General features: G+C 32.7%; 22 protein-coding genes and 1 other RNA gene. 12 read left to right on the forward strand and 11 right to left on the reverse strand.

Annotation, left to right across the window (positions count from 1 at the left end):
- Positions 1-9: 9 nt before the first annotated feature.
- On the reverse strand, positions 10-1,290 hold the full coding sequence (gene fahA / locus ACFWV9_RS08975) for a fumarylacetoacetase (RefSeq protein WP_411894873.1): 1,281 nt from the start codon (positions 1,288-1,290) through the stop codon (positions 10-12).
- 112 nt (positions 1,291-1,402) lie between these two features.
- Here fahA and glyA point away from each other — a divergent pair, with 112 nt between their 5' ends.
- Positions 1,403-2,677, forward strand: coding sequence for a serine hydroxymethyltransferase (gene glyA, locus ACFWV9_RS08980; protein ID WP_411894874.1), 1,275 nt, complete (start codon positions 1,403-1,405; stop codon positions 2,675-2,677).
- Positions 2,678-2,735: 58 nt separating this feature from the next.
- Here glyA and ACFWV9_RS08985 read toward each other — a convergent pair whose 3' ends face one another.
- The 5 genes from ACFWV9_RS08985 to ACFWV9_RS09005 form a co-directional block, all read right to left on the reverse strand.
- Entirely contained in the window at positions 2,736-4,310 is a 1,575-nt protein-coding gene (locus tag ACFWV9_RS08985; RefSeq protein ID WP_411894875.1) for a hypothetical protein, read from the reverse strand.
- A gap of 85 nt (positions 4,311-4,395) precedes the next feature.
- A complete protein-coding gene (locus ACFWV9_RS08990) occupies positions 4,396-5,166 on the reverse strand; it encodes a hypothetical protein (RefSeq protein ID WP_411894876.1) in 771 nt (256 codons plus the stop codon).
- An 81-nt stretch (positions 5,167-5,247) separates the two neighbouring features.
- Positions 5,248-5,637: an acyl-CoA thioesterase gene (locus tag ACFWV9_RS08995; protein ID WP_411894877.1), complete on the reverse strand. Its 390-nt coding sequence runs from the start codon at positions 5,635-5,637 to the stop codon at positions 5,248-5,250.
- Positions 5,638-5,649: 12 nt separating this feature from the next.
- A complete protein-coding gene (locus tag ACFWV9_RS09000) occupies positions 5,650-6,336 on the reverse strand; it encodes a class I SAM-dependent methyltransferase (RefSeq protein WP_411894878.1) in 687 nt (228 codons plus the stop codon).
- A gap of 32 nt (positions 6,337-6,368) precedes the next feature.
- Entirely contained in the window at positions 6,369-7,397 is a 1,029-nt protein-coding gene (locus ACFWV9_RS09005) for a glutaminyl-peptide cyclotransferase (RefSeq protein ID WP_411894879.1), read from the reverse strand.
- An 89-nt stretch (positions 7,398-7,486) separates the two neighbouring features.
- Here ACFWV9_RS09005 and ffs point away from each other — a divergent pair.
- The 4 genes from ffs (at position 7,487) to fsa (ending at position 9,669) form a co-directional block, all read left to right on the forward strand.
- Positions 7,487-7,585, forward strand: an RNA gene (gene ffs / locus ACFWV9_RS09010) — signal recognition particle sRNA small type.
- A 58-nt stretch (positions 7,586-7,643) separates the two neighbouring features.
- The gene (locus ACFWV9_RS09015) at positions 7,644-8,447 is read left to right on the forward strand and encodes an SDR family oxidoreductase (protein WP_411894880.1); all 804 of its coding nucleotides are present in this window, start codon (positions 7,644-7,646) and stop codon (positions 8,445-8,447) included.
- A gap of 46 nt (positions 8,448-8,493) precedes the next feature.
- A complete protein-coding gene (locus ACFWV9_RS09020) occupies positions 8,494-8,898 on the forward strand; it encodes a hypothetical protein (protein ID WP_411894881.1) in 405 nt (134 codons plus the stop codon).
- Between the two features lie 117 nt (positions 8,899-9,015).
- Positions 9,016-9,669 carry a fructose-6-phosphate aldolase gene (fsa, locus tag ACFWV9_RS09025; RefSeq protein WP_411894882.1) on the forward strand — a complete coding sequence of 218 codons (654 nt, stop codon included), beginning with the start codon at positions 9,016-9,018 and terminating at the stop codon, positions 9,667-9,669.
- A gap of 30 nt (positions 9,670-9,699) precedes the next feature.
- Here the strand turns inward: fsa and ACFWV9_RS09030 are convergent, their stop codons facing one another.
- The gene (locus ACFWV9_RS09030) at positions 9,700-11,160 is read right to left on the reverse strand and encodes a TlpA family protein disulfide reductase (RefSeq protein ID WP_411894883.1); all 1,461 of its coding nucleotides are present in this window, start codon (positions 11,158-11,160) and stop codon (positions 9,700-9,702) included.
- 133 nt (positions 11,161-11,293) lie between these two features.
- Here ACFWV9_RS09030 and ACFWV9_RS09035 point away from each other — a divergent pair, with 133 nt between their 5' ends.
- Complete coding sequence (locus tag ACFWV9_RS09035) at positions 11,294-12,919, forward strand: ABC-F family ATP-binding cassette domain-containing protein (protein WP_411894884.1); 1,626 nt, start codon at positions 11,294-11,296, stop codon at positions 12,917-12,919.
- An 18-nt stretch (positions 12,920-12,937) separates the two neighbouring features.
- Here ACFWV9_RS09035 and ACFWV9_RS09040 read toward each other — a convergent pair whose 3' ends face one another.
- Both ACFWV9_RS09040 and ACFWV9_RS09045 read right to left on the reverse strand, forming a co-directional pair.
- Positions 12,938-13,180, reverse strand: coding sequence for a putative signal transducing protein (locus tag ACFWV9_RS09040; protein ID WP_411894885.1), 243 nt, complete (start codon positions 13,178-13,180; stop codon positions 12,938-12,940).
- Between the two features lie 65 nt (positions 13,181-13,245).
- Positions 13,246-13,965 (reverse strand): hypothetical protein, encoded by a 720-nt coding sequence (locus tag ACFWV9_RS09045; protein ID WP_411894886.1) that lies wholly within the window; start codon positions 13,963-13,965, stop codon positions 13,246-13,248.
- A gap of 276 nt (positions 13,966-14,241) precedes the next feature.
- On the opposite strand from ACFWV9_RS09045, the gene katG reads away from it, so the two are divergent.
- Both katG and ACFWV9_RS09055 read left to right on the forward strand, forming a co-directional pair.
- The gene (gene katG, locus ACFWV9_RS09050) at positions 14,242-16,443 is read left to right on the forward strand and encodes a catalase/peroxidase HPI (RefSeq protein ID WP_411894887.1); all 2,202 of its coding nucleotides are present in this window, start codon (positions 14,242-14,244) and stop codon (positions 16,441-16,443) included.
- 83 nt (positions 16,444-16,526) lie between these two features.
- A complete protein-coding gene (locus ACFWV9_RS09055; protein ID WP_411894888.1) occupies positions 16,527-17,000 on the forward strand; it encodes an ankyrin repeat domain-containing protein in 474 nt (157 codons plus the stop codon).
- 3 nt (positions 17,001-17,003) lie between these two features.
- On the opposite strand, the gene nhaC is transcribed toward ACFWV9_RS09055, so the two are convergent.
- On the reverse strand, positions 17,004-18,494 hold the full coding sequence (gene nhaC, locus ACFWV9_RS09060) for a Na+/H+ antiporter NhaC (protein WP_411894889.1): 1,491 nt from the start codon (positions 18,492-18,494) through the stop codon (positions 17,004-17,006).
- A 159-nt stretch (positions 18,495-18,653) separates the two neighbouring features.
- Between nhaC and ACFWV9_RS09065 the strand changes: the two genes are divergently transcribed.
- Entirely contained in the window at positions 18,654-19,049 is a 396-nt protein-coding gene (locus tag ACFWV9_RS09065) for a hypothetical protein (protein ID WP_411894890.1), read from the forward strand.
- A gap of 80 nt (positions 19,050-19,129) precedes the next feature.
- On the opposite strand, the gene ACFWV9_RS09070 is transcribed toward ACFWV9_RS09065, so the two are convergent.
- Positions 19,130-20,344, reverse strand: a complete 1,215-nt coding sequence (locus ACFWV9_RS09070) for an aminotransferase class I/II-fold pyridoxal phosphate-dependent enzyme (RefSeq protein ID WP_411894891.1) — start codon at positions 20,342-20,344, stop codon at positions 19,130-19,132.
- A 157-nt stretch (positions 20,345-20,501) separates the two neighbouring features.
- On the opposite strand from ACFWV9_RS09070, the gene ACFWV9_RS09075 reads away from it, so the two are divergent.
- The 3 genes from ACFWV9_RS09075 to ACFWV9_RS09085 are packed head-to-tail and all read left to right on the forward strand — an operon-like array spanning position 20,502 to position 21,941.
- Complete coding sequence (locus ACFWV9_RS09075) at positions 20,502-20,960, forward strand: Lrp/AsnC family transcriptional regulator (RefSeq protein WP_411894892.1); 459 nt, start codon at positions 20,502-20,504, stop codon at positions 20,958-20,960.
- A gap of 2 nt (positions 20,961-20,962) precedes the next feature.
- Complete coding sequence (locus ACFWV9_RS09080) at positions 20,963-21,154, forward strand: hypothetical protein (protein ID WP_411894893.1); 192 nt, start codon at positions 20,963-20,965, stop codon at positions 21,152-21,154.
- Positions 21,141-21,941, forward strand: coding sequence for a DUF481 domain-containing protein (locus tag ACFWV9_RS09085; RefSeq protein WP_411894894.1), 801 nt, complete (start codon positions 21,141-21,143; stop codon positions 21,939-21,941). The genes ACFWV9_RS09080 and ACFWV9_RS09085 overlap by 14 nt, the downstream gene beginning before the upstream one ends.
- Positions 21,942-22,011: the final 70 nt, after the last annotated feature.

Consider the following 22,011-nt stretch of genomic DNA (forward strand, 5'->3'; position numbering starts at 1 on the left):
CGTTGCTTATTATTTCTTAAAAACAGGAAGTAATTGTGTTTTTACTTGTCCAAAACCAATACGGACATCATCATTTTCAGCATGTGCACGCATTACAACGGTGTCATAGTCGTTTATAAACTTGCGTTCACTACCATCTTTCATTTTAATTGGTTTAGAACCTTTCCAAGTAAGTTCTAACATGGATCCATACGAATCTTCTGTTGGTCCTGAAATTGTTCCACTACCCATCAAATCTCCTGAATTTACGGGACAACCGTTAATGGTGTGATGCGCTAATTGTTGAGCCATGTTCCAATACATATGCTTAAAGTTTGTTTTACAAACCGTAGTTTCTTTTCCGCCTTTTGGAACAATACCAGCCTCTAATTGAATATCAAAGCTATGCTTTCCTTTAGTTTGAAGATATGGTAATGGTTTTGGATCTTGTTTTGGGCTTTCTACTCTAAAAGGTTCTAGAGCATCTAACGTAACAATCCAAGGTGACATGGACGACGCAAAATTCTTTCCTAAGAATGGCCCTAATGGTACGTATTCCCATTTCTGAATATCTCTTGCAGACCAGTCATTTAACAAGACTAATCCAAAGATATATTCTTCAGCCTCTTCAACAGGAATTGGTTCACCTAAATCGTTAGCATCAGTAGTAATAAAAGCCATTTCTACTTCAAAATCCACTAATTTACTTGGACCAAAAACAGGTTTATCAGCACCTTCTGGTAAAGTTTGCCCTTGTGGTCTATTAATAGGAATATGAGTTGTAATTATTGACGAACTTCTGCCATGATAACCTACAGGCATATGTACCCAATTAGGCATTAAAGCATTCTCTGGGTCCCTAAACATGGAACCTACATTTGTGGCATGTTCCTTACTGGCATAGAAATCAGTATAGTCACCAACGTGGATTGGCATTTGCATTTCAATTTCATCTAATCTAAAGCAGATGATCTCTTTATGTTTCGTATTATTTTTTAATGTTTCATTATTAGCATCAAATACTTCAGCAACTCTATTTCTTACAGCGCGCCAAGTTTTTCTACCATCAGCAATAAAATCATTCAATGAATCCTGTAGAAAGATGTCATCAGTTAACGGAATTCCATCAAAATAGCCCAATTGATGCATAGCACCTAAGTCAATTGCTGCATCTCCAATTCTTGTTCCAATAGTAATAATATCTTCCCTAGTAAGGAAAACACCAAAAGGAATGTTCTGAATTGGAAAATCAGAATATTTATTGACGTATAACCAAGATTTTCTATTTGGGTTATTTGCTGATAACGGCATAATACTTTTGTTGATTAAATGTTCATTAATTTCTATTCAAACCTACATAATTTTTAATATTAAAACTAATGTTTTACTATTTTTGATTTTCATTTAAATATAGACAAAATTTATGCAACGCGACGAACAAATTTTTGAACTTATACAGGCTGAAAGAGAACGCCAGACAGATGGGATAGAGCTTATAGCCTCTGAAAATTTTGTTAGCGAACAGGTCATGGAAGCGACTGGTTCAGTATTAACCAATAAGTACGCAGAAGGATATCCTGGTAAACGCTATTATGGTGGTTGCGAAATAGTTGATGAGGTAGAGCAGATTGCAATTGAAAGAGCAAAAACATTGTTTGGTGCAGCATATGCTAATGTACAACCACATTCAGGTAGTCAGGCAAATACAGCAGTTTTTCATGCTTGTATTAAACCTGGTGATACTATTTTAGGATTTGATTTATCTCATGGAGGTCATTTGACACATGGTTCTCCAGTAAATTTTTCAGGAAGATTATACAGGCCAACATTTTATGGCGTTAAAAAAGATACTGGATATATTGATTATGATATGTTATCTGATGTAGCAGAGAAGGAGCAACCAAAATTAATCATCGCAGGTGCTTCGGCATATTCTAGAGATATAGATTTTGCCAAGTTTAGAGAAGTAGCTGATAATGTTGGTGCAGTTTTGTTAGCCGATATATCACACCCTTCTGGTCTAATTGCAAAAGGTATTTTAAATGATCCAATGCCACATTGCCATGTAGTTACGACCACAACACATAAAACATTGAGAGGACCACGAGGTGGCATGATTATGATGGGAGAGAATATTGATAATCCATTTGGAATTACCCTAAAAAGTGGAAAGTTGCGTAAAATGTCTGGATTGTTAGATTCTGGAGTTTTTCCTGGTAATCAAGGTGGCCCACTAGAACATGTCATCGCCGCCAAAGCTATTGCCTTTGGTGAGGCATTAAGTGATGACTTTTTACATTATATGTTACAAGTTAAGAAAAATGCCGATGCTATGGCACGTGCGTTTGTTGCCAAAGATTATAACTTAATCTCTGGTGGTACAGATAATCATATGATGCTTATTGATCTTCGTAATAAGAACATTACAGGTAAAGATGCAGAAAATGCTCTTGTAAAAGCAGATATTACCGTGAATAAAAACATGGTGCCGTTTGATACAGAATCCCCATTTGTTACTTCTGGTATTAGAGTTGGTACACCTGCAATTACTACAAGAGGATTAAAAGAAAATGATATGGCGTATGTTGTAGATTTAATTGACGAGGTTATTACTAATTATGAGAATGAAACTGTACTCGAAGGTGTAGCAGTGAAAGTTAACAAATTGATGAGCGGAAGACCACTTTTTAATGCTTAATACATAGAAAATAAATAAGAGGCCTTACATTTTTGGTGTAAGGCTTTTTTATTGATTTTTAATCTTCGAATGGAATACTTTCAAAAGCACCTGCATCTGGTGAAGCGCCTCTAACTATTCCTAAGATATCATTAGGAACTTGTAATGCAAATAACGGTAAACCTATACCATTGGCACCTGAATCTTCTCCAATTTGCATAAGGTTTTCGAACCCATTATTAAAATCGGGATCTATATTAAAAATGTTACTTTCATAGAAGTTACTATCACCAAACATGTAGTTACCAGTATTGGCTAGATTATCATTATCGAAGCGCAACAAGCAATTTGTGAATTTAAAATTGAAAACACTTCCTCTACTATCTAAGAAAAATTCTGGATTGTCATTACCGTATACAATGCAGTTATTAAAATTAGCTTCAACCAAATCATTTGTAATCGTTACACCTTCTTCATCTTCAACATAGTCATTTAATAGCAAAGCCGGAAACTGTCTAAAACTACTATTCCAAAAATTAGCGATTGTACAATGTGTGAAATTGTATTTACCACCTAATGTTCCTGCAAATGAGGATTGCCCTGAGTTATTTATAATTACATTTTCTCCTGTAATTGATGTTGCTCTTCCTAAAATACCAAATGCACTAGAATTATAAATTTGAGAATTTGTAATAATCAATTTATCATTAGGTACATCTTGATTACCCTCTGATAAAATACCAATTGTAGCATTTTTTATAGTTGCATAATTAATCGTATTATTTATGCTTCCATTAAATAGCCATATGGTTCCCCATTGTCCTGGCACATCTGTAAATAATGGTTCTAAGCGATCACCTTCAAGAATGACTTCGTTTTCTAGAATTTCGTGATCAGCACTAATAGAGCCATTAATATTTAAGGATGCACCATTAGTTACAATAATACCTGAGTTAGCATGAAAGTGAACTCTTGCACCAGCCTCCATAGTTAATGTATTACCTTCATCGATTCCAGCATATCCATAGATAACATAAGGTTTTTCATTGGTAAATGTTAGTTCATCATTTTCTAAAAACCGACCTTGTAATGTAGTCTCATCCGGATTTCCATCTCCATCTACATCAAAGGTGAGCGTTTCTATAATACCAGTTGTGGTATCCCTATTGGGATAAATAAAAATAGCATCTTTTACCAAAGTCACTAAATCCACATCTTGTTGATTGTTGCCTGAATCGAATAATATTTTGTCGGTATATAGAAACTGAGTATCTGATGCAGTTAATGTTTCAATATCTATTGTGGTTTCTATGAAGATAAAAAGGCTATCATTGGCCAATAACTCCACATTTTCAAAGAATTTCCCTTCTTGAGACCCTTGTAATCCTGTAGAACCGTCTACATTCATTCTGTAAAAGGAATTAATGCCATTCTCTAGCTGAATAGTTGGTATAACAATATCTTCATCACTACGGTTATACACCTTAAGATTATAAGTGCTTGATCCAATATTTGTAAAAACCGTATCTAAATACACTGTGTCTTTGGCAAAACCTAAGTTTCCAGTACTTGGTGAGAATTCAAAATCATTTCTACAAGAACTCCAAAAAACTATAATTCCAAAAAAAAGAAAGAATGAAAGCAATCGCTTCATAAAAAATAATTGAATAATTATTGGTTAAAAATATAACTTTTGAAGTTATGATTTATTATGATTTTAAAAGAAATATGTACTTGCTCTAGTCTTTTTTCAATTTGGTTTTTTCGAACTCGTCTAATATTGCTAAAAAGTTTTTGCTGTTAGTCATTAACAATTCTAATAACTCCATTTGTTTTTTTTCTTTTAGTAGCTCTGAACTTATCTGTTGTGCAGTACAGAAATCAAAGAAGAGTTTAGTTTTATCGGTTGGAATATTTAAGTCTTCATGGACTAATCTTTCATTGAAAAGTGTACTATTACTGAAAAGAGAATCAAGTTGACGATAGGATAGAGGCTGATAAATCGCTGTCCTGTATTTGTTTTTATTTTTGAAAAGTTTTGCGATTTGACCAATTAAGTAAACAAAATCAACACCATAACTTGCACCTTCGGGTGTGTATAAATGAGGATTTCGTTTTATATCTTCTTTTATTAAATCTTGTAGCTCTGTATTATACGATTCTAAAACAAAGACAGGTTGTTTTGGTTCTGATTCTATTTCAACTACGTCTAATTCATTTATTATTTTTTTGAGTTCAAAAATAGTTGTTTCCCTAAAGTGAGATTTTGAAACCGCAATAGTTTTAGGATGGTGAAATAGGGACTGAAACTTTATGCTATCACCAACTTTTGCAGGTAAGGAAAAATTACCTTCATCATCAGTAGCTGTGATTCTTTTTTGAGTTTTGTTATAGACTTTAATGCCTTTAACTGTCGTTGTTGCATCATATACTTTTGCTTTAAGTATTTGAGCGCTTGTTATCTGAATACTGAAAAGGAGTAGTAGTATCGAATAAAGGTATTGGCGCATTAAATGTGATTAATAGAATAAAGAAAAGTATTTTGTATACAATTCAATAACGCCTTAATGAAACTTTAACCTAAATAAATGTTAATCAAATAATTTAGCTACTTCAGAAATGATTCGTGTTGGTCTTTGTTTTTCTTTATCCATAAAACACCATTTTGTTTCTGATTTTACAAGCAACTTATTTAAAGTTGCATTATAAATTTCAACAATTCTAATAGAAGTTACTCCTTCAGATTTTAAAACATAAGTTTTAAGTTTCAGAGCATCACCTAAAACTGCTGGGTATTTGTATTCAATGAGATGACTTACTAAAACCCAAAAGTAACGCTCTAGTATTTTGTTTGGGGTGTTTTTGGTCCAATGTGCTTCTGCAATATCTTGAACCCATTGTACATAACGTACATTGTTCACATGATTGAGTTGATCTAGATCTGCCTTGGTGACTATTAAGTCTTTTTCGAATATTTGCAAGAGTTTGATAAGTTAAATTTGATTTATCTTGAGAGCTACTTGTTCAGAATATCTATTATAAGTGATGTATTCATATTTAATTTTGTGCAAATCCGTAAATTCTTTGAAGGCTTTATATTCACCATCTTTCCAACCCGGATAATTAAAATATTCATCGAAAACTATAATTGAATCTTGCTTTATAAAAGGTTTTAAGAGTTCTAATACTGTTACTGTGGACGAATATATATCACAATCTATATGAAGAAAAGCAACGTTTGTTTTATTCTCTTCTATGAATTTAGGTAATGTTTCCGAAAACCAACCTTTAATCAAATTTACATTTTTAAGTACTTTAGGAAGACTGTCTTTTCTATCAAAGTGACCTGGTAAATATCCATCTCTCCAAGATTCAGGCAAACCTTCAAAAGAATCAAAACCATATATTTTTTTGGTTGGATTCTCTTTAGCAATTAAATTGATTGTTTTTCCTGAGAAAACACCAAATTCTAAATATTGACCATCAATTGTTACATGTTTCAATGCAGTTTTTAAAACTGCATTCCTAGAAATATTTGAATGGACTAGTAACATATTTTTTTCAATATAATCACAAGTTTCGTCAGCTGCTCTTAATTGCAATCTTGTCTCTAAACTTTTTGGAGAGAGTATACTTATTAGCTTATTTAATTTTTTATTCCTTTTTAAAAACTGGATCATAATTAAGAGTTAATGGATTAATTTTCTGAAATCTATTTTTTCTTTATACTAACCTCAAAAAGTTTGTCCCAATTTTTACCTGTAACAAAAATTGTCTTTCGTTCTGGATTATAAGCAATGCCATTTAATACATCTAGGTCAGTGTGTTGAGATACTAGTTTTCTCAATGGTTTAAAGTCAATAACACCTTCAACTGCACCGTTTTCTGGATTGATGATAACGACACCGTTTCGCTGATAAATGTTGGCATAAATTTTTCCGTTTATCCATTCTAGCTCATTTAGACTTGGTATTTTCCCTTTGTCTGTATAAACTTCAATATGACCATTTTCGATAAGATTTTCCTTATTTAAAAACCATATTTTTTCCGTACCATCAGACTTATATAGTTGCTTTCCATCATTACACAATCCCCAACCTTCGTTACTGCTGCCATAATTGAAGGTACCTAATCTGTCGAAGGTATTTATGTCATAAATAAAACCTCTTTTACTTTGCCATGTAAGTTGATATATACTATCATTAATAATGGTAAGACCCTCACCAAAAAATGCATCAGCAAGATTTAAATTTTTTAAAACCTCTCCAGTTTCAAAGTTTAGTTTTCTTAATTTAGATTCACCACGTTGTCCTGTACTTTCATAGAGTTCTCCATTATAAAACTCTAAACCTTGAGTATAAGAGGAAATATCATGAGGGTAAGTATTAATTATTTCGTAAGTATAAATATCTGGACGCTTATTATTGTAAACTTCTATTTCTTTAGTTATTGTCTCAGTTTTGTCATTAAAACTTACTACCGCACTAATAGTATTCTTGCCCAGATGAATTGAATTTAAGGCATGATTTGGCTCAATGTCTTTTTCATTCATCTTGAATGAAACAGACTCTATATTTAGCTTTTTAGGATTGTTTATTGTAAGGCCTAATTGATCGCCAAGAGTAATAGTTTTTGAAATAGTATTAATAGAAAGTCCACTTTGTTTAGATGCATTTGTTTCGCCACAATTAGCAAGAAAAAGACTCAAACAAATGACAATGATATATTTATATAAACGCATTATTTTCTTTAATTTTTGCCCAAGTTATTAAATTAAAATTCAGATTAAAAATCATTGCTAAAGTATTAAAAGATTGTATCTTTGCCGCCGGGCAAGTCCTACACAACCAGCTCCTGCTTAATCCTCCAGGGCGGGAACGCAGCAAAGGTACGCGGTCGTAGCGGTGTGATGTAGGTAGCTTGCCCTTTTTTGTACAATAAAGTCTCCTATAAATTTGTATTTTCGAAGTCTCACAACATTTTTTATATGTCTAAAGTAGTATTAATAACAGGTGGATCTTCTGGAATTGGAAAAGCTATTGGTGAATTTCTTGATGAGAAGGGTTTTGTTGTTTTTGGTACTAGTAGAAATCCCACAAATTATAAAGAAAGTAAATTTCCTCTTGTTGCATTAGATGTTACCAAAGCTGAGACTATTAGTAAATGTGTAGATGAAGTTTTATCAAAGGCGTCAAAAATAGATGTTTTAATCAATAATGCTGGTGCTGGTATTACCGGTCCATTAGAAGAAATTCCTGAGGAAGAAATTAGGCGTAATTTCGAAACAAATCTATTTGGTCCAATAAATGTAATTAAAGCTGTGCTTCCTAGCATGCGCAAAAATAAATCAGGTCTCATAATTAATATTACTTCTATTGCAGGATATATGGGTTTACCATATCGAGGCGTTTATAGTGCAAGTAAAGGTGCATTGGAAATTATTACAGAAGCGTTTAGAATGGAGTTGAAACCATTTAATATAGAAATGACAAATGTTGCACCTGGAGATTTCGCAACCAATATCGCTTCAGGTAGATACCACGCTCCTGTATTAAATAATTCACCCTATAAGACCCAATATGGGGCTTCATTAAAAACGATGGATGATCATGTAGATGAAGGAAGCGACCCTAAGAAAATGGCTGAAGCAATCCTAAAAATAATGAATAACCCTAAGCCAAGGATTCATTATAAGGTAGGAGCATTTATGCAAAAATTTTCCATTGTGTTAAAACGAATATTGCCTGATAAAGTTTATGAAAGATTATTAATGAATCATTATAAACTTTAATTAAAATTGGTATGCTGTTTGATGTATCTAAATCAAATTAGCTATTATGAAAAAACTCCGAATATTATTACTATTTCTTTTTTCGATTTCATTTTTTGGTTGTGATGATGTTTTTGATTGTATTATTCCGAGAGAACCAGAATTGGAAAACAAAACCTTCCCCATAGGATCAACAGAAACTTATTATTATATAGATCTAAAAGCTGAGATAAATAATGAACCTAGAGACCAAGATTATGACTATTATTTCGATGTAAAAGGGTTGCCTTTAGGGATGGATTATTTTGTAAACTTCAGAACCATAAGTATCGAAGGGACACCTACCGAAGTTGGAACTTTTGAAATTACCATTTTTGTAGATGTAGATGGGCCCTTTAGAGATGATGGTGCTGATGACAGATTATGCAATTATTCTACATCTAAAACCTATACTTTGATTATTGAAGAATAGTTACATTTTCCTTTTAGTAAGTTGTTAATATATTTTTAATAAGAATACAGAATAAAACTACCTATTAGTTGTAAATTCGCGCCAACTTTAAAACTCAACAATTCAAATTATATAGGCATGAAATTTTTTATTGATACTGCAAATCTAGACCAAATTAAAGAGGCTCAAGATATGGGTATACTTGATGGTGTTACTACAAACCCATCATTAATGGCAAAAGAAGGTATTACAGGTACAAATAATATTTTAAAACATTATGTGGATATCTGTAACATTGTAGATGGAGATGTGTCTGCAGAGGTAATATCAACAGATTTCGAAGGTATGGTTAGAGAAGGTGAGGCACTCGCAGAATTACATGACCAGATTGTTATTAAACTGCCTATGATTAAAGATGGTATTAAAGCTTGTAAGTACTTTTCTGATAAAGGAATTAAGACAAATGTAACACTGGTTTTTTCTCCGGGACAAGCACTTTTGGCAGCTAAAGCAGGTGCTACTTATGTATCGCCATTTATTGGTAGGTTAGATGATATTTCAACAGATGGTCTTAATTTAATTGCTGAAATTCGTCATATATATGATAATTATGCATTTGAAACAGAAATTTTAGCTGCGTCTGTGAGACATACAATGCATGTTATAGATTGTGCTAAATTAGGTGCTGATGTTATGACCGGACCACTTAGCTCTATAATTGGATTGCTCAAGCACCCCTTAACAGATATTGGATTGGAAAAATTCCTTGCGGATTATAAAAAAGGAAATTAGTACATTCCATAAATGAATAACAAAAGCATCTTATTTAATAAGGTGCTTTTTTTGTAATAACTCTTCTAGTTTTTCAGAAAAATCTGATTTAAAGATATTAACATTTGGATGAAGAATAATTCCATTTTCATCCACAATTATAGCTTTGTTCAAGTAATTTACCGCTAATATTTTTTTAGCCTTATTAGAGTCTTTAAACTTATATTCACTTGTAGTTAAGAAATCGTAATTACTAATTATTTTTTTCCAGTACTTGTCGTCATTATCATTTACGTTAATGGATACAAAATCCATATAATCAAAATCTTTCTTTAAAGAATTAACTTTATAATGACTATTTCTATATTGAGCCTTTGAGTTAGAAGACCAAAAATAAATTATTGTAGGTCTTTTTATCATAGAATTTAATTGGTATTCTTTATCATCAAAACTTACAATTTCGAGGTTAGGTAATGGATTTCCTTGTCTAAGTAATTTTAAAGAAGCAACTAAATCTTTCATATAGGTCTTGTCTTCTTCATTTGTACTTTTGCTGAGATAATACTCTAATAATTCGTTAGCCTCAACTTCTGTATGATTATGGCTAATGTAATTTCTTGCCTTATATTTTAAAAGATTATTCTTTATGACCTCATCGGTAATAATACTATCAATCAAGTCTAATTTTGATTTGTTGTATTCCATTGAGTGTCTATCAAACATACTATGAAATTCATTATGTTCATAAAATGAACTTATTGCGAGGTTATCAATATGTGAAAATAAAAACCGATTGTAAGAAAAGAAACGACTTAAGTGATTTGCATCATAGTCAATTTCATTTCTGTGCGCATAAAATTGTTCAGGTAAATCCTTAACATGAATCAATTTATTATTTCCAAAATAAGCAAACGGATAAATCTCTTTGTCGGCAAAATTATTGTAATTGATATTTGCCTCTAGAATAGATTTAAAAAAATCAGATTGCTGGTTTAACTCTAAAAAAGCATAAAGTTTATCTAAATGGCGTTGTCTTCGATCTTCAATAAAAGTGTGGAAGGCTTCAGGTTCCATTTTAGAATATTCTACTAACTTGTCTGCTTCTTTCTCATTAGAAAGATAAGTCTTGATTAAATAGTTGTTCTTTTTTGCACCCTTTCCAGTAAAAACCAATGATTCGTCAAAATCATAAGTATTTAATCTAAACATTACACTATCATTTGGTTCTAGCAAAACCATTTGATATTCACCACCATGTGTAATAGAATATAATCCTGGGTTTAAATTTGTGAATTTATGCTTAAATCTATTATTAGCGTCAAGGTTAAAAGAATCAACAACTTTACCATCTGTATTGTAAAGTACAACACTCTTGTTTTTAGGATTAACAATCTCACCGCCTAAAAATGCAATATCGCCTTCAGATGTGCTTTTTGATTTACATCCAAAAGTCATTGCAATTAGTCCTATAAAAAGACTTACAGTTCGTATTAAAATAAGTGTTTTAGCCATTGTTAGTTGAACAAAAATATGTCTTGAAACATTCATCTGTTGTTAAGGCCTCGTTAAATCTTGTTATAGTGTATGATTATTTCGTCTTGTAGCTTTAATTTTCTACTTTTGTCGCGAATTTAAAAAGTACAAAATGTTATCAGTTTCTAATCTATCAGTACAATTTGGTAAACGCATACTATTCGATGAGGTAAATACTACCTTTAATAGTGGTAATTGTTATGGAATTATTGGAGCAAATGGCGCTGGTAAGTCTACCTTTTTAAAGATTTTGTCAGGAAAAATGGATCCAACTTCTGGGCATGTTCATTTAGAACCTGGAAAACGTATGTCTGTTTTAGAACAAAATCATAATAAACATGATGAGGATACAGTTATAGAAACTGTTTTAAAAGGAAACAAACCACTTTATAAACTCAAAACAGAAATTGACGCCTTATATGCAGATTATACTGATGAGAATGCGGAAAAGATTGGAGAGTTGCAGGTACAATTTGAAGAAATGAATGGTTGGAATGCTGATAGTGACGCAGCTGCGTTGTTATCTAACCTTGGAATAAAAGAGGAATTACATTACAGTTTAATGGGTGATTTGGATGGTAAGCAGAAAGTCCGAGTTTTGCTGGCACAGGCACTTTTTGGTAATCCTGATGTTCTAATTATGGATGAGCCTACAAATGACTTAGATTATGAGACTATTTCTTGGTTAGAACATTTTTTAGCCAATTATGACAATTGTGTAATTGTTGTTTCCCACGACAGGCATTTCTTAGATGCGGTTTGTACCCATATTTCAGATATAGATTTTAGTAAGATTAATCATTTCTCTGGTAACTATTCATTTTGGTATCAATCATCTCAATTAGCTGCTAAACAGCGCGCACAGCAAAACAAAAAAGCAGAAGAGAAGAAAAAGGAACTAGAGGAATTCATCCGTCGTTTCTCTGCAAATGTTGCCAAGTCTAAACAGGCTACAAGTAGAAAAAAGATGATTGATAAATTAAATATATCAGATATTAAGCCATCTAGTAGACGATATCCAGCAATAATTTTTGAACGTGAGAGGGAAGCAGGTGATCAAATTTTAAATATTGAAGGCCTAACTGCAAGTCTTGACGGTGAACTATTATTTAAAGGTATAGACCTTAATTTATCCAAAGGTGATAAAGTTGTAGTATATTCTAAGGATTCTAGGGCAACAACAGCATTTTACCAAATAATAAATGGTAAGGAGAAGGCAGATGCCGGAAAATATGCTTGGGGAGTTACAACTACACAATCGTATCTTCCATTAGATAATAGTGAGTATTTCAATAATAAATTAACACTGGTGGATTGGTTGCGCCAATGGGCAACAACAGAAGAGGAGCGAGAAGAGGTTTACATTAGGGGATTTCTAGGTAAAATGATTTTTAGTGGAGAAGAAGCTTTAAAAACGTCTGATGTATTATCAGGTGGTGAGAAGGTACGCTGTATGCTTAGTAGAATGATGATGATTAGGGCTAATGTATTAATGTTAGACGAGCCAACTAATCATTTAGATTTAGAAAGTATCACAGCATTCAATAATTCCTTAAAGAATTTTAAAGGTACGGTCTTGTTGACCACTCATGACCATGAGTTTGCCCAAACCGTTGGTAATAGAATAATTGAACTCACTCCAAATGGTGTAATAGACAGATACATGACATTTGATGAATACATGGGTGACAAAAAAATAAAGGAGCAACGAGAAAAAATGTATGCTCAGACCGTATAAATGTTACCTATTGGGTAATTAAGCCGAAGCTTCCATCTCAGCTTTTACCTTTTCAACAATGACGTTAGCCTTTTCTAGTTCATCATTATGCACATATACTTCTTGGAACCCTTGATTCATGGAACCGTAACCTGCTAAACGTTGTGATTCGCCCTCATCCTTTATTATAGGTATTATATCAGCTTTTTCAAGTTCATCTTTAACTCTAGTTACTAAAATAAAATTGCCGTAGTATATTTTGGTATATTCTGATTCGCTCATAATTAGATGATATTAATATTATACCTATAAGTTACGAAATTTTTAAGAATGTTACATGACAAATATCAGGCATTAAAATACTTGCTATTCCAAATAGCAGTATTAAAATTTTTTCCAGCTGCAAAACCATAATAAAGTACTACTGCTGCAATTGACTTAAAAATAAAAAAGAAAATCATTCCAGCCTGTGCAGAATTCGGCTTGTTAGAAAAAATACCTTCAGGGAATAATCCAGTAGCGATCAAACTTATAAGAAGGGTAGCGACAATTAAATTACCAAAACTCTTATAAGGCCACATTAATAATTTTCTAAATGGATTTAAATCATTTCCCCATTTATGGATAAGGTAGTAATAACCATTGCCAATTGGGGCAAAGAGTAATGGATCATCAGCATTTTCTAATTTAAACAATTTAGAAGGAGCAATTATCTTAAATCCGTTTAGCTTGGTGTTATGATCTTTTTCTATAGATTTAATTTTAGATATTGCTTCATAAGGAAGCTCACCTTTAAAATATTTGGAGTCCAAAAAACGTAATCTATAATCTATACATATTTCCTTTATTTGGTTTATATGATAAATTCTATTTGTTTCTAAAAGATCAAATTCAAAGTCGTTTTTGTCTGAAGAATTATGTGAAGATAATGTGTCAATAATAAGAGAATCTTTATTATTGTCTTCTTCCAGAATATTATAAACCGCATCAAGTATTAAATGCTCATTATTCTGTTTGTTTTTTAAGCGCTGTAATCTCTCTTCAATGTTTGTCTTTTTCAATAGCATAAGCGATTTTTTTTATAAAAGTAATACGCAAAGCAATGCATTGCAAGTCTTTAACAAATGTGTTTAAGTTTTTATCTACAAAATTCATGTAAAAACCTTAAATATTAAACAAAACGAATTCGAATACCATTGTTTAAAACAATTCTAAATAATGTAGTTATTGATAATTCCTATTAGAAAATAAAAATATAGTATATATACTTTCAATTCTCAAATACATAATTTCATAACTTTACAGTGCATAGAAATAAGTGTTAATCACAAAATATAGAATCAATGAATAATAGTAGTGGAGACCCAAGTCAATGTCCTTTTTTAGCAGGAAATCAGAAATCAACTGCAGGTCATGGTATCAATAATAGAGATTGGTGGCCAAACGAGCTTAAGCTTAATATTTTAAGGCAGCACGCTAAAAAGAATCATCCTTATGGAGAAGATTTTAATTATGCTAAAGCGTTTAAAGGGATAGATTATGATGAGTTAAAGAAAGATTTAACCAATCTAATGACTGATTCACAAGATTGGTGGCCAGCGGATTATGGGCATTACGGAGGGTTAATGATTCGTATGGCGTGGCATAGTGCAGGGACTTACAGAGTTGGTGATGGTCGAGGAGGAGCGGCTACAGGAAATCAGAGATTTGCTCCAATTAATAGTTGGCCAGATAATGGAAACTTGGATAAAGCACGTTTGTTATTATGGCCTATTAAACAAAAATACGGAAGCAAGCTATCTTGGGCAGATTTAATGATTTTAGCTGGAAATGTAGCTTTAGAATCTATGGGATTCCCAACTTTTGGTTTTTCTGGTGGACGTGAAGATATTTATGAACCAGAACAGGATGTGTATTGGGGAAGTGAAACTGAATGGGGAGAAAATGCAGCACGATATGATGGAGAAAAAGATCCAACAAAAAGAGACTTGGAAGATCCATTAGCAGCTGTTATGATGGGTTGGATATATGTAAATCCTGAAGGGCCAGATGGTAACCCAGATCCGTTAGCTTCTGCTCATGATGTAAGAGAAACCTTTGGTCGTATGGCAATGAACGATGAAGAAACTGTTGCTCTGGTTGCTGGTGGACATACTTTTGGTAAGGCACATGGTGCCGCAGATCCAGGGCAATACGTTGGTGCAGAGCCTCATGGCGCAACAATGGCAGAGATGAGTACAGGATGGAAAAACACATATAAGACTGGTGTATTAGAAGATGCTATAACGAGCGGTATCGAAGGGGCTTGGACACCAAATCCAACAAAATGGGATGCTGATTATTTTGACGTATTATTGAATTATGATTGGGAGCTTACAAAAAGTCCAGCTGGTGCACACCAATGGACGCCTGCAGCTGAATCTAAATCCCGAATGGCTCCAACAGCAATTGGTAATGGTACGCAAGCGTTAATGATGACAACAGCTGATATCGCACTAAAGATGGACCCAGCTTATCTGGAAATATCTAAAAGATTCCATAAAGACCACAAGGCTTTTGAGGATGCATTTGCTCGAGCATGGTTTAAATTGACACACCGTGATATGGGTCCAAAAATTAGGTATGTTGGTCCAGAAGTACCATCTGAAGAATTAATTTGGCAAGACCCAATTCCTCAAGTAAATTATAAGTTAAGCACTTCTGATATAGACTCATTAAAGAAAATGATATTGGCGTCGGGTTTAAAAGTTTCTGAATTAGTTAAAACTGCTTGGGCTTCAGCTTCCACATATCGTGATTCTGACAAACGTGGTGGTGCTAATGGAGGACGCATTGCACTTGAGCCTCAAAGAAATTGGAAGGTTAACAACCCAGAAGAGCTAAATAATGTTTTGAATGTTTATAACGGTATAATAAACGAATTTAGCGGTGAGATTTCGCTTGCAGATTTAATTGTATTAGGCGGTAATGCTGGTATTGAAGAAGCAGCTAAAAAGGCAGGGTATGATATTTCAGTGCCATTTTCTCAAGGACGTGGTGATGCACTTCAAGAGCAAACTGATATTGAGCAATTCAATTACTTAAAGCCAGTAGGAGATGGATTTAGAAATTATCAAAATGCTAATGCAGAAGCAAAAGCTGAAGACCTGTTAATTGATAAAGCAAACCTATTAACATTAACAATACCAGAAATGACTGTTCTTGTTGGTGGAATGCGCGTGTTAGGCACAAATTTCGATAATTCTGATTATGGAGTATTTACAGATAATGTAGGTAGTTTATCTAATGATTTCTTTAAAAATATATTAGATATGACCTATACTTGGAGTGAAACATCAGAGGATGAGAAATACTTTGAGGGTAGAGATCGTAGAACAGGTGAATTGAAGTTTAAAGGTACAAGAGCAGATTTAGTTTTTGGATCTAACACAGAATTAAGGGCCGTTTGTGAAGTCTATGGTGCCAATGATGGTGAAACAAAATTCATAAATGATTTTGTTAAGGCATGGGCTAAGGTTATGGATTTAGACCGCTTTGATTTATAATAGTACTTGATTAATAGCAAATGAAAAAGAAGGGGTGCGATACTTAGGTAAGCATTCCTTTTTTTATCATAAAATTTAAAAAAATGAATGCGACTGAGCTTTTTTTTAGAACAATTCAAATTGGGAATATTGAAAATATAAAAGCCCAATTAGAAAACAGTCCTGAAGTGGCGAACACAAATGACGCACGTGGTTTTACACCATTAATATATGCAACTTATTTTGATAAAGCTGAAATAGCTATATCTCTAATAGAGCATGGTGCTGAAATTAACGCTAAGGATGCTTCAGGTAATACAGCACTAATTGGTGTGAGTTTTAAAGGAAACTTGGATTTAGTTAAGCTTTTATTGGAAAACGGAGCAGATATTGATGCTATTAATAATAACGGAATATCATCACTTATCTATGCAGTACAATATGGTCACCAAGGAATTGTAAAGACATTATTAGCAAATAAAGCGAATAAGGAAGTAAAGGATAACCAGGGTAAGACAGCCCTAGATTACGCTTTAGAGCGCAATTTAAAAGACATCGCGGATCTCTTAAAATCTTAATTACTATTTATCTGAAAGTTGTTTAATTTTAATTCTAAACGCAGCAAAAAGTAAGGTCATAAAAGGACTTATGATACTAAAGAAAGCATAAGGAATGTAAGCAGTGGCACCAGCATATCCAAATAACACTTTTGAATGATATGCACCGCACGTATTCCATGGTATCAAAACAGAAGTAACTGTGCCTGAATCTTCTAGAGTTCTACTCAAGTTTTCTGGAGCCAAACCACGATCTTCATATGCTTTTTTGAACATTTTACCTGGCACGACAAGAGCTAAATATTGATCTGATGCCGTTAAGTTTAATGCAAGACAACTCACTACGGTACTTGCGAACAATCCAAATATTGAGGTTGCCATTTTTAAAAGTGCATCTGTAATTCTAGACAAAGCACCTATTGCATCCATCACACCACCAAAAACCATAGCACAGACAATTAACCAAATTGTACCCAACATTCCCTTCATTCCACCAGCGGTAAATAAATCATTTAATTCTGCACTTGTAGTTGTGACAGCAGTATCAACTGTTAAAGCATTCATTACACCTTTATATGCAGATTGGAAACTTAAGGATTCAGCTCCAGCAATAGATACAATAATTTCTGGTTGTGCAATAATAGCAGTTATGCCACCTAAAAGTGCTCCAATAAGTAAAGCAATTAAAGGAGGTGTCTTTTTAATTATCATAAATATGACTACAATTGGCACTATAAAAAGCCATGGGCTTATATTAAAGGCGTTATCAATTGCTGTCAATTTATCAGCAATTTGTGGTGTTCCTATGGTATCTAAATTTAAACCTATAATTACAAATATGATTAATGTTATAACAATAGTAGGAATAGTGGTATAAGCCATATATTTAATATGACTAAATAATTCTCCTCCAGCCATAGCAGGAGCAAGATTGGTAGTGTCACTTAATGGTGACATTTTATCACCAAAATAAGCGCCAGATAAAACAGCACCTGCAGTCATACCCATAGAAATCCCTAATGTTTCACCAATACCAACTAATGCTATACCGACCGTTGCAGATGTAGTCCAGCTACTACCTGTAGCAATAGATATGATTGCACAAATAATAACACAAGCCGCTAAAAATATCGTCGGATTTAAAATTTGAAGACCATAATAAATCATTGTTGGTATAATACCGCTTACTAACCAAGTACCTGCTAGTGCACCAACCATTAATAGTATAAGAAGTGCTCCTGTAGTAGATTTTACATTCTCAGCAACTTCTTCTAGCATTCTTTTGTAAGTCACCTTATTCATAAACCCAACAATTGCGGCAACTGCTGCACCCATAAGAAGAATAAATTGATTACTACCACTTAAGGCATCATCACCATAAACATAAATATTGTATGCTAACATACCAATCAATGCAAAAACAGGAATTAGCGCCTCCCAAATGTTTAATTCTGTATTTTGAATAACCTTTTGATCTTTAATCTTTACTTCTGTGATATTTTTATCTTCCTGCATTTAATATTTGTTTACGAGCGTAATGTTACGATAATCTTAATTTTATAGCAAATAATCGATATTATAATTAGAAAATCTAAAAATTTCATGCATTTCATCGAAAAATTGTGACTACAGGTAACCATTAATGTGTCTGAAAAGTAATTAAACCCCTGAACTATGGAATTTTTATATTATTTTTTAGTATTTGTTGGGATACAATTAATATTGGTTGCCTACTTCTTATTTAAAAGACAAAGTATCAAATCAGAATTCAAAACTCATAGAAACTCAACTAGTACTTATACATTAACAAATGCACGAAATAAAGATCTAGGTCAACAAGAAGTATCTTATTGTTCTACCTTAAATATGGAGGAAGAATTGAAGCGAAATAGAAGACAGCTTAGAAGACATATAATGACCTTAAACTATTTAGCTAAGTTAGAATCCAGCAAATCTTCCTTAAAAGAATTTACTCCAGTGGTAGAAATGACTAACATTAGACAAAAACTACACAGAGAAGTAATTAGAAATGCAAAGTTGGTTAAACATTACGAATCTTTGGTTGCTTAATACAAAAGACAAGAACTAAGAGGATTGATAGCGCCTAAACTTAAAGAGCAAATTAAAATTTTAATTTGCTCTTTTTTTTATTAGGCTAATTCTGTTTCTAGAATATTAAGTTTTAGCATACATTCTTTCATTTTATTGAATGTACGCTCAATATCTGCATCTAAGCCAATAGAAAATCTAATAAGACCATCACTTAATCCCATTTCAACTTGCTCTTCTTCAGGTATTTCTGAAGAGGTAGATGAGCCTGGAGCACTAAAAAGAGTTTTATAAAAACCTAAACTAACAGCCAAATAACCAAGATTTTCTTTTTGCATCATTTCCATTAAATCGTTAGCTTTTTCTAAAGTACCAACATCAATTGTAAGCATACCTCCAAATCCATAAGTTTTATTCATCATCGATTTAAATAGATTATGCGATGGATGAGATTTTAATCCTGGATATACAGTTTTAAGACCAGCTTTCTCAAACTGTTGAGCTAAATACATAGCATTTTTACTATGCTGGTGCATTCTTATGTGCAATGTTCTTAAGTTTTTAAGTACTGATGCCGAACGTAAACTATCCATAGTAGCTCCTAATAACATTGCAGCTCCATCATTTACGTTTCTTAATTGGTCTATAAGTTCTTGTGTACCACAAACAACTCCTCCTACAGTGTCTGAAGATCCGTTTATAAATTTTGTTAAACTATGGATTACGATATCTGCACCTAACTTAACTGGGGATATACTGAGCGGTGAGAACGTATTGTCAATAACCAATTTGAGATTATATTTCTTTGCTAGGTTAGCTAATCCTTTTAGATCGGCAACCTCTAGCAAAGGGTTACTAACAGATTCACAGTATAATACTTTTGTTTTACTTGTAATAGAAGCTTCTACAACATCTAATTTGGTGATGTCAACAAAGGATGTGTTTATTCCCAAACGTGGAGCAAAATTCTTTAAGAAGGCGTATGTACCACCATAAATTGTTCGACTACTTACAATATGTTCACCAGCTTCACACAGTTGCAATAATACTGGAGTAATTGCTCCCATACCGGAAGCTGTTACTGTAGCTGTTTCAGTACCTTCCATTGCTGCTAGTGCTTCGCCTAAATATAAGTTTGAAGGAGAGGAATGCCTTGAATATAGGTAACAACCATCTGCATTTCCTTCAAAGGTATCAAACATTGTTTTTGCAGATAAAAAGGTATATGTAGAAGAATCAGAAATTGAAGGGTTTACACCACCAAATTCTCCAAAATATTGAAGATCTTGTATATTATTAGCAGGTTTGAAATCCATAATCATTAATTTTAATTATTACAAATTTCGGTATAATAAGACATATAATCAATAATTATTAGTATTTATAGAAAAATATACTATTATTAATTAATAATAAAGAATATATTTCATTAATTTTAATTTAAAATTCAATTAAATAGAAAATTTATCCATTATGGTTTTTGATGAAATAGATAAACAACTTTTGGCGTTGCTGCAATCAGACAGTAAGCAAACAAATAAAGCACTTTCCTTAAAGCTAGGATTGTCTGTTACTGCTGTATATGAACGTATTAAAAAATTAGAATCAAGCGGTGTAATTAGTAAGAATGTAGCCTTAGTAAATAAAAAGAAAGTCAACAAAGCATTTGTGGCATTTTGCCATGTTAAACTATTACAGCATTCACAAGACTATGTGGTGAAGTTTGAAAGGGATGTTGCTGAACTAGAAGAAGTATTAGAGTGTTACCATATTAGTGGAGATTATGATTATCTTTTAAAAGTTTTAGTAAAAGATATGGAAGCTTTTAGAGAATTTATGGTTAAAAAATTAACCAGAATTGATCATATTGGAAGTACTCATAGTATGTTTATGATTAATGAAGTAAAACATACTACTACAATAACACTTTAGTTATGAATTCAAAAAAACACAAGGTAATTGAGTTATTCATTCGATTCATTTTAATACCAGTTGCATTTTCAAACAATACTACCTTATTATGGGATATGATACCTGCAACTCCATTATTAGAATATTTTAAAAATGGCACAATTGAATCACTTTCAAATAAACAGAAAAAACAACACGGCATTGAAAACAAGTAACCCAACAACATCAGCAATAACCAAATATATCATAGGCATATTATTTACCCTGAGCATTCATGATATCCAAGGGCAAGTAAATATTGAATCCCAACGTATGCAATTGGATTCTACAATCTTCGCATTTCGGGGTGATGTTCTGTTCAATTATTCCAATACAAATGGCGATTACTTGTTTCAGATAAGACCAAGTTTAACAACCTCCTTCAAATCCAAGGACTTGAAGAAGATCTTTTTCATAATGGGTAATTATAATTTGATACGAAGTAAGGATGTGGATTATCAAAACTCTTGGTTCTTTCATATCAGATATAATCAAAAGCTAAGTCAAGTATTTAGATTTGAGGCATTTATACAAAACCAGAATAATGAGCTATTCACCATCAATTCAAGGAATTTGATAGGTGCTGGAATTCGTCTGAAGTTTATCAATTCTAAAGTTTTCAATGGTTATTTCGGTAATTCATATATGTACGAAATTGAAAAGGTGGATGTCCTTGATGAAACCTATTATGGGCACCGCCATAATAGTTACTTATCACTTACTTTCAACGTTAAGAATAATGATGATAAGACCGTTTTGGAATTAACGAATACAACTTATTTCCAACCCTTGTATTCCGATTTTGGTAATCATAGGATCTTACAGGAATTAAGAGCCGACATGCCTTTGAATTCTTATTTAAGCCTTTCCTCTCAATTTGATTATTTGTATAATAATTTTGCTCCTTCGGGTGAGGAAGATAGCTCGGCTTATTTGAGTTTCGGATTATCCGTTAATTTATGATCTTGATGGTAGATTGACCAATGCCAAATATATTAATTCGTTAATTTAGAGGAACATTAATACAACACCC

It is taken from the genome of Winogradskyella sp. A2, assembly GCF_046762865.1.
Classification (GTDB): Bacteria; Bacteroidota; Bacteroidia; order Flavobacteriales; family Flavobacteriaceae; genus Winogradskyella.